The organism is Citrobacter sp. RHBSTW-00029 (assembly GCF_014104295.1).
Lineage (GTDB): Bacteria > Pseudomonadota > Gammaproteobacteria > Enterobacterales > Enterobacteriaceae > Citrobacter > Citrobacter youngae.
In genome coordinates, this window is the sequence record NZ_JABXRT010000001.1 from 3,250,712 (window position 1) to 3,264,640 (window position 13,929).

Below are 13,929 nucleotides of genomic sequence, written 5' to 3' on the forward strand. Positions count from 1 at the left end.
AAAAAGGGCCACAGCGTTGTGGCCCTTTTCAGAATTAATGCAGTTTACGCGTAACCATAGCTCATCAGACGCTGGTAACGACGGTTTTTCAAATCTTCTTTGCTTAACACGTCGAGATCGGCGAGATCGGCCAGCAGCTGTGCTTTCAGGGATGCAGCCATCACTTCCGGGTTACGATGGGCGCCGCCCAACGGTTCCGGGATGATAGAGTCAATCAGCTTCAGCTCTTTCAGACGCGGGGCGATGATGCCCATCGCTTCTGCGGCCAGCGGCGCTTTGTCGGCGCTTTTCCACAAAATGGAGGCGCAGCCTTCCGGAGAGATAACGGAATAGGTGCTGTACTGCAGCATATTCACTTTATCACCCACGCCGATCGCCAGCGCGCCGCCGGAGCCACCTTCACCGATTACGGTACAGATAACCGGCACGCTCAGACGCGACATTTCACGCAGGTTGCGCGCAATCGCTTCAGACTGGCCACGCTCTTCCGCGCCCACGCCCGGGTATGCCCCTGGGGTGTCGATGAAGGTAATGATCGGCATATTGAAACGTTCAGCCATTTCCATCAGACGCAGCGCTTTGCGATAACCTTCCGGCGCTGGCATGCCGAAATTACGACGGATTTTTTCTTTGGTCTCACGGCCTTTCTGATGACCAATGATCATCACCGGACGGCCATCCAGACGCGCGATGCCGCCGACGATAGCTTTATCATCCGCATAGGCACGATCGCCCGCCAGCTCATCAAATTCATCAAATGCCAGGCGGACATAATCCAGGGTGTACGGACGCTGTGGATGGCGCGCCAGTTGGGCTACCTGCCATGCGCCAAGATCGGCGAAGATTTTACGCGTCAGTTCTACGCTTTTTTCACGCAGACGATGCACTTCTTCATCGATGTTAATATCCAGTTTCTCATCCTGACGGCTAACCGCAGTCAGAGAATCGATTTTTGCTTCCAGCTCTGCAATCGGCTGTTCAAAATCAAGGAAATTCAGACTCATAGTATTCCTGTATTAGTCAAACTCCAGTTCCACCTGCTCCGAACCAATAAGGCCACGGAGATCGTTTAGCAAACGATCGCTCGGAGAGACACGCCACGTTGCGCCAAAACGCAAACGCGCACGCGCATCCGCCCTCTGATAGTAGAGATGTACTGGAATTGTCCCCGAGCGGTGGGGTTCCAGAGACTGACGGAGTCGGTTTAAAAGCTGGTCATCAATTTGCCTGTCCGTCAGCGAGATAGCAAGCCCGCGAGCATATTTTTCCCGGGCTTCGTCAATATCCATGACTTCACGGGCCATCATTTTAAGCCCGCCGCTGAAGTCATCAAAGCTGACCTGTCCGCTGACGATAAGTATGCGGTCTTTTTCCAGCAATTGCTGGTATTTATCCAGAGCATCGGTAAATAACATCACTTCCAGACGCCCGGAACGGTCATCCAGTGTACAGATGCCGATACGATTGCCGCGCTTGGTGACCATTACCCGCGCAGCAATGACGAGCCCCGCAGCCGTGGTGACTTTACCACGTTCTGTCGGATGCATGTCTTTCAGCCTGTGGCCTCCAACATAGCGCTCAATTTCTTTTAAATACTGATTGATAGGATGTCCCGTCAGGTAAAGACCTAACGTTTCACGCTCACCGTCTAATACCACCTGCTCCGGCCACGGCGTACAGTTGGCATAAGACTGTTCAATTTGTTCCGGCTCTTCCGCCAGTACGCCAAACATATCAGCCTGACCAATTGCCTCGGCTTTCGCATGCTGATCGGCGGCTTTTAGGGCATCGCTGAGCGAGTTCATCAACGCAGCGCGATGCGGACCAAGGCGGTCAAACGCCCCGGACATGATTAGCTTTTCCAGCACCCGGCGGTTGAGTTTTTTGATATCCGTACGCGCACAGAGATCAAACAGCTCGCGGAAGTAACCACCTTCATTTCGCGCCTCAATAATAGCCTCAATTGGCCCTTCACCCACGCCTTTTATCGCGCCGATGCCGTAGACAATCTCGCCATCATCATTCACGTGAAAATGATAAAGCCCGGAGTTGATGTCCGGCGGCAGGATTTTGAGCCCCATGCGCCAGCATTCATCCACCAGTCCGACGACTTTCTCTGTGTTATCCATATCGGCGGTCATTACCGCCGCCATAAACTCGGCAGGATAATGCGCCTTCAGCCACAGCGTCTGGTAAGAAACCAGCGCATAGGCAGCGGAGTGCGATTTGTTAAATCCGTAACCGGCGAATTTCTCCACCAGGTCAAAGATTTTCATCGCCAGTTCGCCGTCTACGCCGCGCTTTTTCGCCCCCTCTTCAAAGGTGCCGCGCTGCTTGGCCATCTCTTCCGGCTTTTTCTTACCCATCGCACGACGCAGCATATCCGCGCCGCCAAGGGTGTATCCGGACAGCTCCTGGGCAATCTGCATAACCTGTTCCTGATACAGGATAATGCCGTAGGTCGGCTCCAGTACCGGTTTCAGACACTCATGCTGCCATTGTACGTCCGGGTAGGAAATCTCTTCACGGCCATGCTTACGGTCGATAAAGTTATCTACCATCCCTGACTGTAGCGGACCCGGTCGGAACAGGGCCACCAGGGCTATCATATCTTCGAAGCAGTCAGGCTGCAGACGTTTGATCAGATCTTTCATGCCGCGGGATTCAAGCTGGAAGACGGCTGTTGTCTCCGAGCGTTGCAGCATGTCAAAACTTTTCTTGTCGTCCAGCGGAATCGCGGCGATATCCAGCGGCGGTTCGCCGTTCTTCTCACGCCGCGCGTTGATCATCTCCAGCGCCCAGTTAATGATGGTGAGCGTACGCAGACCGAGGAAATCGAATTTCACCAGGCCGGCGTATTCCACGTCGTTCTTATCAAACTGGGTAACCGGGTGCAGCCCCTGCTCATCGCAGTACAGCGGCGCAAAATCGGTAATTTTGGTCGGTGCGATAACCACGCCACCGGCGTGCTTACCCGCGTTACGCGTGACACCTTCCAGCTTGCGCGCCATATCAATAAGCGCTCTAACCTCTTCATCTGCCTCATAGATTTCCGGCAGTTGAGGTTCGGCTTCAAAGGCTTTAGCCAGCGTCATGCCCGGATCGGGCGGCACCAGTTTCGAAATACGGTCAACAAAGCCATACGGGTGACCCAGTACGCGGCCCACGTCGCGGATAACCGCTTTTGCCGCCATCGTACCGAAGGTAATAATCTGCGAAACCGCATCACGACCGTACATTTCCGCCACGTGTTCGATGACCTGGTCGCGTTTCTCCATACAGAAGTCAACGTCGAAGTCGGGCATTGAGACACGTTCCGGGTTCAGGAAACGTTCGAACAGCAGGTCGAATTCCAGCGGATCAAGGTCGGTAATTTTCAGCGCGTAGGCCACCAGCGAGCCTGCACCGGAACCACGTCCAGGGCCTACCGGTACACCGTTATCTTTCGACCACTGGATAAATTCCATTACGATCAGGAAGTAACCCGGGAAGCCCATCTGGTTGATAACTTTAAGTTCAACTTCCAGACGTTCATCATAAGGCGGGCGCTTCTGCGCGCGAACTTCAGGATCGGGGAACAAAAATTCCAGACGTTCTTCCAGGCCTTCACGCGATTTCGCGACGAGGAAATCCTCGGTGGTCATGTCGCCAGTCGGGAACTGCGGCAGGAAGTATTCACCCAGGCGCACCGTCACGTTGCAACGTTTGGCAATCTCGACGGTGTTTTCCAGCGCTTCCGGGATATCGGAGAACAGCTCGCACATCTCCTCTTCACTGCGCATGTACTGCTGCGGCGAATAGTTACGCGGGCGTTTGGGATCATCAAGAGTGAACCCGTCGTGGATTGCTACGCGGATTTCATGCGCGTCAAAGTCACCGGTTTCAAGGAAGCGAACATCGTTGGTCGCGACCACCGGCAGGCCGCGTGTTTCGGCCAGCGCTACTGCAGCATGCAGGTAATTTTCTTCATCCTGTCGACCGGTACGGATCAGCTCAAGGAAGTAGCAATCAGGGAAATGCTCTTCATAAAACGCCACGCACTCGTCGACCAGTGCGTTGTTCCCACGCAACAGGCTGCGTCCGACGTCGCCCATACGGCCGCCGGAAAGCAAGATTAACCCGTCTTTTAGCTCAACCAGCCAGTCTCTGTCGATCACCGGCCCTTCTGCACCATAGCCGCGCTGATAGGCTTTTGATATCAACAACGTCAGGTTCTGGTAGCCCGTATTATTAGCAGCCAGTACAGTCAGTTGCGTGAGTTCATCACCCAATAGTTCGCTACGGACATGAAAATCTGCGCCAACAATCGGCTTAATACCTGCGCCATGACCCGCTCCGTAAAACTTCACCAGACCACACAGGTTGGTAAAATCGGTGATCGCCAGCGCAGGCATGCCCAACGCGGCCGCCTTTTTCACCAGCGGCCCGGTTTTCGCCAGCCCATCGATCATGGAGTAGTCGCTGTGCACCCGCAGGTGGACGAAACGAGGTTCAGACATCTTCAGATTCCTTCGACACAAGAATCAGGACGTGAGTCCCAGTGCGCGTTTGACGGGGCCAAAACTACGGCGATGGTGCTCTGTTGCGCCATGCAGTGCCAACTTTTCCAGATGAAAAGCGGTCGGATAACCTTTGTGCTGTGCAAAGCCATACTGCGGGAAAACCGTATCCAGCGCCGCCATTTCAGCGTCACGGGTGACTTTTGCCAGTATCGACGCAGCGCTAATCTCCGCCACGCGGCTATCACCTTTGACCACCGCCATTGACGGCATCGGTAATGCCGGGCAACGATTGCCGTCAATCAGTACGTATTCCGGCGCAATATGCAAACCCGCAACCGCACGCTGCATCGCCAGCATGGTGGCATGCAAAATGTTCAGCTCGTCGATTTCATGCGGTTCCGCACGACCCAAACTCCAGCTTAACGCTTTTTCTTTGATTTCATCGTAAAGTGACAGACGACGCTTTTCCGACAGTTTTTTTGAGTCGTTCAGACCAATAATAGGACGAGCCGGATCCAGAATGACCGCGGCAGTCACTACCGCGCCAACCAATGGACCACGTCCAACTTCATCCACACCCGCTACCAAATGCGTATGTGGATAAACAAATTCAATCATTGTGCTAACTCCAGGACTGCATCCGCCGCCTGCTCATCCGCATTGCAACGGATCTGCTGGTGCAATTCGCGGAACGTGTCGTGCATCGCATGGCTGGTTTTACCGTTCGCCAACAGAGGCAGCAACGCGTGCGCCAGCGCCTGCGGCTCACATTCATCCTGCAACAGCTCTTTAACCAGTTCTCTTCCCGCCAGCAGGTTAGGTAGCGAAACGTAATCAGTCTTCACCAGACGTTTTGCCAACCAGAAAGTGAAAGGTTTCATACGGTAGCCAACCACCATCGGGCATTTCGCCAGCATACATTCCAGTGCAGCCGTGCCAGAGGCCAACAGCGCAGCATCACTGGCGACCATTGCTTCGCGTCCCATTCCATTGAGCATATGCACGGAAAGTTCCGGGGCAACCTCAGCCTTGATACGTTCAAATTGCTCGCGCCGTTTGGCATTGACCAACGGCACGACGACTTCGAGATCCGGATAATGCTGACGTAATAGCTGCGCCGTTTTCAGAAAATCGGCGCTGAGCATCTCCACTTCTGCACCGCGACTCCCAGGCAAAAGCGCCAGGCAGTGAGCATCATGAGGAATGCCTAACACATCACGCGCTGCGTTTTTATCCGGATCCAGCGGCATGGCATCCGCCATAGTGTGGCCGATGAAGCGGCACGGGACGTTAAATTTGTCATAAAACGCTTTTTCGAAAGGCAGAAAGGCCAGCACCATATTGGTGGATCTGCCTATTTTGAAAACGCGTTTCTGTCGCCAGGCCCACACAGAAGGACTGACGTAATGAATAGTTTTTATGCCCTGCGATTTCAGGTTGCCTTCGAGGGTAATGTTGAAATCAGGCGCATCAATCCCGACGAAAACATCCGGCTTAAGGTCGGTGAATCGGCGAGTGAGATCGGCACGGATATGCAGTAAACGGCGCAGGCGCCCGAGCACTTCTACAATGCCCATTACTGCCAGTTCTTCCATTTCGTACCAGGCTTCACAGCCTTCCGCCTGCATCAATGGACCCGCAACGCCAACAAACCGCGCATTGGGAACACGAGCCTTGAGTGCACGAATTAAACCGGCACCAAGAATATCGCCGGAGGTTTCTCCGGCGACAAGGGCAATCGTTAAAGGACGCTGCTCAGTCATTAACGAATCAGACCACGCGTTGAGCGTTCAAAGAAGTCACTAAAAGCCTGAACATCGGGGTACTGCTTCGCCAGTTCGGCGATTTCCGGTTTCACTTCCTCAAGCGTTTTACCGCTGCGGTACAACGCTTTATAGGCGTTGCGGATCGCAGTAATGGCTTCACGGGTGAATCCGCGGCGTTTCAGACCTTCGATGTTAACGCCAAATGGCGTCGCGTGGTTGCCCTGGGCGATAACGTATGGCGGGACGTCCTGGGCTACGCCAGAGCAGCCACCCACCATCACGTGTGCACCAATAATGCAGAACTGATGCACTGCGGTCATGCCGCCGATGATAACAAAATCATCAAGTGAAACATGTCCGGCAAGTGTCGCGTTATTCGCCAGAATGCAGCGGTTACCTACCGTACAATCATGCGCAACGTGTGCGTTAATCATCAGTAAGTTATCGCTGCCCACCTTCGTCAACCCACCGCCTTGCACTGTGCCACGATGAATGGTGACGCTTTCGCGAATGCGGTTGCGATCGCCAATTTCCACACGGGTCGGTTCACCAGCATACTTCAAATCCTGGTTTACTTCGCCAATGGAGGCAAACTGATAAATCTCGTTATCGCGACCAATTTTTGTATGGCCATTCACGACAACGTGAGACTTCAGTACGGTACCCTCACCAATTTCAACATGGGGTCCAACAATACAAAATGGGCCAATGTGAGCATTCGCGCCAATGCTGGCGCCGTCTTCGACAATGGCTGTTGGGTGAATAAAGGCGGATTTATCAATCACGTATCAGGCCTCCCGGCTACGGGCACACATCATCGTTGCTTCGCACACAACTTTACCGTCGACCAGCGCAACCCCTTTGAAACGGGTCAGGCCGCGGCGCGTTTTCTCGAAAGTCACTTCCATGATCATCTGATCGCCAGGCACGACGGGACGCTTAAAGCGTGCTTCATCAATACCGGCGAAATAATACAGTTCGCCCGGTTCCAGTTTTCCTACGCTTTTAAACGCCAGAATACCCGTGGCCTGCGCCATCGCTTCCAGAATCAACACGCCAGGAAAAATCGGTTTACCCGGGAAGTGGCCCTGAAAGAAAGGCTCGTTAACGGATACATTTTTCACTGCGCGCAGAAAACGACCTTCTTCAAAATCCAGCACGCGGTCTACCAGTAAAAACGGAAAACGGTGCGGCAGAAGTTCTAAAATCTCTTCAATATGCAGAGTATGAGTGTTAGTAGTCAAAATACTCTTCCTGTCTAAATATACTAAAAGGCAATAATAACACGGCCTGCCGCAATCCCAGGAATGTGACAGGCCGTAAAGTCAGACATGCGTAAAACGATGTTTTAGTCTTGTTGATTAACCTTGCGCTCAATCGCTTTGAGACGCTTGCTCATATCATCAATATTCATCACCAGTGCAGCTGTTTTACGCCATACCTTGTTGGGTTGTAGCGGAATGCCTGAGGAGTAGACGCCCGGTTCAGTGATAGGACGCATCACCATACCCATGCCAGTTACCGTGACTTTGTCGCATATTTCCATATGCCCATTAATCACGCTGGCGCCGCCAATCATGCAGTAACGGCCAATCTTCAGGCTACCCGCCATAATGACGCCACCGGCTACAGCCGTATTGTCGCCAATCACGACGTTATGCGCAATCTGGCACTGGTTATCAATGATAACACCATTACCGATCACCGTATCGTCCAGCGCACCACGGTCAATGGTGGTACATGCGCCAATCTCAACACGATCGCCAATAATCACGCGACCCAATTGAGGGATCTTCACCCAGTTCCCGCGATCGTTCGCGTAACCAAATCCATCGGATCCGACAACGGTGCTGGACTGGATCAGGCAATTTTCACCGATCTGAATGTCGTGGTAAATCGTCACATTCGCCCACAAGCGTGAACCTGCGCCGATTTTTGTGTTTTTTCCAACGAAGCAACCTGCGCCGATAACCACGTTATCGCCCAGTTCTACGCCAGACTCAATGACCGCATTCGCGCCCACAGAAACATTGTTACCCAACTTCGCCGTCGCATCGATTACTGCACTCGGTGCAATATTTTGCGCAGGCTGAGGCGTGGTATCTAAAATTTGCGCCATTCGTGCATAGGTCAGGTAGGGATTCTTCACTACCAGCACAGCACTCTTAGCAAATGGAAGGGAGTCCTGCGTCATCACAACGGCAGAAGCCTGGCATGCACTCAGGTGCTCACGGTACTTTGGATTCACCATGAACGTGATATTGCCAGTTTGCGCAGATTGCATGGACGCTACGCCGGTGATGACGATATCGCCATCACCGTGTAATTCTGCATCCAACTGCTCTGCTAAATCAGCCAGTCGAATTGAAGGCATTACTTATTTAACCTGTTTCAGTACGTCAGCGGTGATGTCTTTTACATCGCTGCTGTTGTATGCAACGGTGTTCGCGTCAACAACCAGATCGATGCTCTGGCTGCTCGCAACAGATTTCACAGCTGTCTGGATACGATTAACCAGCTTGCCGCGTTCTTCGTTAGAACGACGTTGACGATCCTGCTCGAAAGCCTGCGCTTTCTGAGAGAAAGTCTGGCGCTGAGCCATTACGTCTTTTTCCAGCTTGGTACGGTCGCTGCCTGCTTTCATTGATTGCAGACGCTGCATTTTAGATTGCAGGTCGGATTCCATACGCTGCAGTTCGCTGGCGCGGCCTTTGAACTCATTTTCCAGCGTAGTAGAAACACCCGTCTTCTGTGCAACCTGTTGGAACAGGCTACCCATGTTGACGATTGCAATTTTGTCAGCAGCCTGTGCGGACGTTGCCATCGCTAAACCGAGACCTGCAGCTAATAACCACTTTTTCACAATTAACTCCTTACCATCCCATTTGCACCCGAAGGTGCAGTTCTTTGCGTGGCCAGGCGATCCCATGCAAGATCGCCTAAAGTCAGCGCTACACTACCACTACATTCCTTTGCGAAGAACAATTACCAGGTTTTACCAATGTTAAACTGGAACTGTTCCGCTTTGTCTCCATCGTACTTCTTGAACGGTTGGGCGTAGGAGAAAACCAACGGCCCCAATGGGGACATCCATTGTAACGCGATACCCGCAGACATACGGATATTATTCGGATCGCTGTAGTCTGGCACGCCAACTGCACGGGTGTCAGCGGTATTCTGCCAGTTCGTATCCCACACGGTACCCATATCCCAGAAGAAGGAAGTACGGACCGAGTTAGCATATTTATCGCTGATAAACGGCGTAGGTGTGATAAATTCCAGGCTCGCTACAGCCATGGCGTTACCGCCGACTGCATCGTCTGATTGACAAGGTTTATTGTCAGTTCTCGAGCACTCTTCATAGTTACTCGAATTGGAATCCGATTTAGCACCTGGCAAGTAGACTGCTTTTGGACCAATGGTGTTTGACTGGAAGCCACGTACAGTGCTGGAACCACCCGCGTAGAAGTTCTCATAGAACGGCATCTCTTTGCCGCCAATGCCATCACCATAACCCAGCTTGGTGCGTCCCAAAACCACCCATTTGTGGTCGTCATCAATCGGCACATAGGTCGCCGTATCCAACGTCGCTTTATAGTATTCGTTATCAGAACCCGGGATGGTCACTTTACCGTTCAGGTTGACACGCGTACCTTCCGTAGGGAAATACCCACGGTCCAGCTTGTTGTAGGTCCAACCGTAGTTGAAGGTGAAATCATCCGCGGCAAAGCTGTTGGTATTGTCTTCACCCATGGATTCAAGATAACGATCCATCGCAATCTGCGGCTGCATGTTGGACAGTTTGTTATGTACATAACCCAGGCCTGCACGCAACGTGTTGTATTCGTTGACCGGGAAGCCCAGCGTTACGTCCGTACCATAGCTTTTGTTGGTATAGTCGGACAGATCTGCATCATCCGCCTGGAAGTCGTTATAGAAGACACGGCCACCGAGACTCACACCATCGACGGTGAAGTACGGGTTGGTGACAGACAGCTCAGTATAGGTCTGATAGTCGTTTTTGGTGCCGCTAATCCCGACGGAATAACCGGTACCTAACCAGTTATCCTGCTGAACGCCCGCCTGGAAGCTCACGCCACTTTCAGTGCCGTAACCCACACCGAAGTTAAAGCTACCGGTGTTGCGCTCTTTCACCTTATAAACCACATCAACCTGATCAGGACTGCCCGGAACACGTTGAGTATCGGTATCGACAGTTTCAAAGTAACCCAGACGGTTCAGACGCTCTTTACCCTGGTCAACCAGATCGCTGCCCAACCAGGCACCTTCCATCTGGCGCATTTCGCGACGCAGCACGGAATCTTTCGAGGTGTCGTTACCTTCAAAACGGATCTTACGCACATAGAAACGGTTACCCGCATCCACGTTTACACGCAATTTAACGGTTTTGTCTGCATCGTTGATTTCAGGCTGCGACTGTACACGCGGGTAGGCATAACCATAGCGTCCCAGTAGCTTCTTGATATCATCTTCCATTTTGGTCACTTTAGTGCCGTTATAGAGTTCACCCGGTTCGATTTTCGTCAGGGTCTCAATTTCGGCAGAGTGCCCGGCCAGATTACCACTCACCTGGACCCCAGAAAGCTTGTACTGCTCGCCTTCTGTGATGTTAACGGTGATGTAGATACCTTTTTTATCCGGCGTCAGGCTAACCTGTGTGGAATCGATATTGAAGCGAGCATAGCCGCGATCCAGATAGTAGCTGCGCAGGGTTTCAAGGTCGCCCGCCAGTTTCTGTTTCTGGTATTTACGATCGCCCACCACGTTCCACCACGGTACTTCATCGCGCAGTTGGAAGTGAGAGATAAGCTCGTCGGTTGTGAAGGCATGGTTGCCGACGATATTGATCTGTTGGATCTTCGCCGAAACGCCTTCCTGGAAGACCAGTTTGAGGTCAACGCGGTTACGCGGCAACGGCGTGACCACTGCTTTCACACTGGCGCTGTATTTACCGACGCTATAGTAGAAATCTTCCAGACCTTTTTCGATATCGGCAAGCGTTGTGCGATCCAGAGACTCGCCAACACGTACGCCAGACGCCTCGAGGTTTTGTTTCAGCATGTCATCTTTCACCGATTTGTTACCGGAGAAAGTGATGCTGGCAATCGTCGGACGTTCTTTTACCTGAACCAGAAGGGTATCACCATCGCGCAGGACGCGGACATCCTCAAAGTTACCGGTGGCGAACAGAGCACGAATGGTATTACTGATATCTTCATCATTAACCGTGTCGCCTGTGCGCACCGGCATACTGAGGAGAGCCGCACCAACGGCGACTCGCTGTAGGCCTTCGAAATGAATGTCCTTCACTACGAACCCTTCAGCACCGTATACGGTGGCGCTGCTAAACAGCAGCGACGCTATGAGCAACTTTTTCATCGCCATCGTTATTATGCGTTCTTCCTAACACTCTCTTACAACCGAGAGAAATCATTGAAAAGTGCAAGCCCCATTAACAACACCAGCAAGATAGAGCCAATGCGATAACTAAAGTCTTGAACCCGCTCGGATACCGGACCGCCCTTCAGCTTTTCAATCGCCAGGAACAGCAGATGCCCCCCGTCAAGAACGGGCAACGGAAACAGGTTGATTATCCCTAAGTTCACGCTGATAAGCGCAAGGAACATCAGGTAATAAATAACCCCGAACTCCGCTGACATCCCAGCCCCCTGGGCGATAGAAATCGGCCCACTGAGGTTGTTCAGTTTTACATCACCGGTAATCAATTTTCCCAGCATACTGACCGTTAGCTTCATCAACTGCCACGTTTTATCCGAGGCTTCGAGGATGGCGCTGAATGGCCCATACTGGCGTACAGTCTTATACTCATCAGGCAGAGGGATAATTTTAGGCACTACGCCCGCAAAACCTTCGGCCTTCCCGTTAACCTGTTTTGAATCTGGGGTTAACGTTAAAGACAAGGAACTTCCTTGTCTTTCAATATCTAGCGCTAACGGCTTATCCGGATTATCGCGCACCAACGTCACGAACGTCATCCATTGCGTCAGCGGCTGACCATTGACTTTAACGATCCTGTCGCCAGCTTGCAAACCCGCCTTACTTGCCGCGGAGTTTACCTGCACTTCTGACAGCACCGGTTCAATCTGCGGACCACGAGGACGAATGCCCAAACTCGTGACGGGATCCTGTTTGTCTGGCTCAAATGCCCATTGGCGCAAATCCAGCGTTTTATCCTGTCGCTGGTTACTACCAAACGGTGCCACGCTGAGGATAGTCTGCTCATCACCAATTTTAGCTACCAGCTGCAATCGGACGGTATCCCAATCAGGGGTTTCGATACCATCAACCGCTTTTAGTTCCGTACCTGGCTGAATTTGCGCCTGGGCAGCAATCGAGTTGGGTGTTATTTCACCAACAACCGGACGAACGCCAGGGACACCGATGATAAACACCAGCCAGTAGGCAAAAATAGCGAAGAGGAAATTTGCAATCGGGCCTGCAGCGATAATGGCCGCGCGCTGCCCAACTGTTTTATTGTTGAAAGCATAGTGGCGCAGCTCCGGTACAACGGGCTCAGCGCGCTCATCCAGCATTTTGACGTAACCGCCGAGGGGAATTAAGGCGATCACGTATTCCGTACCCTGTTTATCGGTACGGCGCCAAAGCGCTTTTCCAAAGCCAATGGAAAAGCGCTCGACGCGGACTCCGCAGCGCCGTGCAACCCAGAAATGACCAAATTCATGCACGGTGATAAGTACACCAAGTGCAACGATGAATGCAGCCAGATTCCAGAGAATACTCAGCATAAGACCATCCGTTAGAGCGTCCTGAATACCAGTAACAACAGGCAAGCAAAGACCGGCACCGCAGCCGTCAGGCTGTCAATACGATCCAGAATACCACCGTGTCCTGGGATTAAGTGACCACTATCCTTAATACCTGCTTCACGCTTAAACATACTCTCGGTCAGGTCACCCAGCACGGAGGCCAGGGCTGCAACGATGGAGCAAATGAGCAAGGTGACAGGCGCAACTTCAAGATTCGCCCACATGCCGTAACCCCATGAGATCACAGCCGCAGTGGCGAGTCCGCCAATAAAACCCTGCCAGGTTTTACCCGGAGAAACCTTCGGCGCCAGCTTATGTTTGCCAAACAACTTACCAAACATATATGCACCGGAATCCGCTCCCCAGACGAGGATCATGACATACAGCAGCCATAGCGCGCCACTATAATGATTCTCATCATAGTGCCAGGCACGCAGCGCCAGCATTCCCCAAAAGAAAGGAACAATGGTTAACACGCCGAAAATTATGCGTAATGTTTTGGAATTACGCCAGACCGAGGCTGAACCGGGGTAAAACAGCACCAGTAATAGCGCCACGGCCCACCAGCCCAGCGACGCCCAAAGCGACACTTCAACCAGCGGTTGGTGAATATTATGATGATACTCAGGCAGCAAAAATAGCATCAGTGCCAGCAATAGCCCGCACAAAACCGCCAACCAAACTCGCTGTGTACGAGTGGCAAAACCACTTAACTGTCCCCATTCCCAGGCGGCCAGCATACAAACGACCAGCGTAACAATGGCGAACCCCACCGGCGGCAACAAAAACAACGCCGCGATGACAACGGGTATTAAAACAAAAGCAGAAATCAGGCGATACTTCAGCAAAAGC

Annotated in this window: 11 protein-coding genes; all 11 read right to left on the reverse strand. The window is 52.4% G+C overall.

What is annotated here, in order from left to right; all coding sequences use genetic code 11:
- Positions 1–44: 44 nt before the first annotated feature.
- Entirely contained in the window at positions 45–1,004 is a 960-nt protein-coding gene (accA, locus tag HV041_RS15930) for an acetyl-CoA carboxylase carboxyl transferase subunit alpha (protein WP_061067282.1), read from the reverse strand.
- Positions 1,005–1,016: 12 nt separating this feature from the next.
- Positions 1,017–4,499 carry a DNA polymerase III subunit alpha gene (gene dnaE, locus HV041_RS15935; protein ID WP_086523582.1) on the reverse strand — a complete coding sequence of 1,161 codons (3,483 nt, stop codon included), beginning with the start codon at positions 4,497–4,499 and terminating at the stop codon, positions 1,017–1,019.
- A 24-nt stretch (positions 4,500–4,523) separates the two neighbouring features.
- Entirely contained in the window at positions 4,524–5,120 is a 597-nt protein-coding gene (gene rnhB / locus HV041_RS15940; RefSeq protein ID WP_048212642.1) for a ribonuclease HII, read from the reverse strand.
- Positions 5,117–6,265: a lipid-A-disaccharide synthase gene (gene lpxB, locus HV041_RS15945; protein ID WP_061067280.1), complete on the reverse strand. Its 1,149-nt coding sequence runs from the start codon at positions 6,263–6,265 to the stop codon at positions 5,117–5,119. Before lpxB ends, rnhB begins: the two co-directional genes overlap by 4 nt.
- The gene (lpxA, locus tag HV041_RS15950; RefSeq protein ID WP_005132096.1) at positions 6,265–7,053 is read right to left on the reverse strand and encodes an acyl-ACP--UDP-N-acetylglucosamine O-acyltransferase; all 789 of its coding nucleotides are present in this window, start codon (positions 7,051–7,053) and stop codon (positions 6,265–6,267) included. Before lpxA ends, lpxB begins: the two co-directional genes overlap by 1 nt.
- Before the next feature lie 3 nt (positions 7,054–7,056).
- Positions 7,057–7,512 carry a 3-hydroxyacyl-ACP dehydratase FabZ gene (gene fabZ, locus HV041_RS15955; RefSeq protein WP_003018528.1) on the reverse strand — a complete coding sequence of 152 codons (456 nt, stop codon included), beginning with the start codon at positions 7,510–7,512 and terminating at the stop codon, positions 7,057–7,059.
- Positions 7,513–7,616: 104 nt separating this feature from the next.
- The gene (gene lpxD / locus HV041_RS15960) at positions 7,617–8,642 is read right to left on the reverse strand and encodes a UDP-3-O-(3-hydroxymyristoyl)glucosamine N-acyltransferase (RefSeq protein WP_040230032.1); all 1,026 of its coding nucleotides are present in this window, start codon (positions 8,640–8,642) and stop codon (positions 7,617–7,619) included.
- A 3-nt stretch (positions 8,643–8,645) separates the two neighbouring features.
- Complete coding sequence (gene skp / locus HV041_RS15965) at positions 8,646–9,131, reverse strand: molecular chaperone Skp (RefSeq protein ID WP_005132103.1); 486 nt, start codon at positions 9,129–9,131, stop codon at positions 8,646–8,648.
- Positions 9,132–9,253: 122 nt separating this feature from the next.
- Complete coding sequence (bamA, locus tag HV041_RS15970; RefSeq protein ID WP_061067279.1) at positions 9,254–11,674, reverse strand: outer membrane protein assembly factor BamA; 2,421 nt, start codon at positions 11,672–11,674, stop codon at positions 9,254–9,256.
- Positions 11,675–11,703: 29 nt separating this feature from the next.
- On the reverse strand, positions 11,704–13,056 hold the full coding sequence (rseP, locus tag HV041_RS15975) for a sigma E protease regulator RseP (RefSeq protein ID WP_121584230.1): 1,353 nt from the start codon (positions 13,054–13,056) through the stop codon (positions 11,704–11,706).
- An 11-nt stretch (positions 13,057–13,067) separates the two neighbouring features.
- Positions 13,068–13,925 (reverse strand): phosphatidate cytidylyltransferase, encoded by an 858-nt coding sequence (gene cdsA, locus HV041_RS15980; protein ID WP_040230031.1) that lies wholly within the window; start codon positions 13,923–13,925, stop codon positions 13,068–13,070.
- Positions 13,926–13,929 lie beyond the last annotated feature (4 nt).

Excerpts from the sequence above, each read along its gene's own strand:
- rnhB (WP_048212642.1), bottom strand. The coding sequence starts at position 5,120 with ATGATTGAATTTGTTTATCCACATACGCATTTGGTAGCGGGTGTGGAT.
- accA (WP_061067282.1), bottom strand. The coding sequence starts at position 1,004 with ATGAGTCTGAATTTCCTTGATTTTGAACAGCCGATTGCAGAGCTGGAA.
- dnaE (WP_086523582.1), bottom strand. The coding sequence starts at position 4,499 with ATGTCTGAACCTCGTTTCGTCCACCTGCGGGTGCACAGCGACTACTCC.
- lpxD (WP_040230032.1), bottom strand. The coding sequence starts at position 8,642 with ATGCCTTCAATTCGACTGGCTGATTTAGCAGAGCAGTTGGATGCAGAA.
- bamA (WP_061067279.1), bottom strand. The coding sequence starts at position 11,674 with ATGGCGATGAAAAAGTTGCTCATAGCGTCGCTGCTGTTTAGCAGCGCC.
- rseP (WP_121584230.1), bottom strand. The coding sequence starts at position 13,056 with ATGCTGAGTATTCTCTGGAATCTGGCTGCATTCATCGTTGCACTTGGT.
- lpxB (WP_061067280.1), bottom strand. The coding sequence starts at position 6,265 with ATGACTGAGCAGCGTCCTTTAACGATTGCCCTTGTCGCCGGAGAAACC.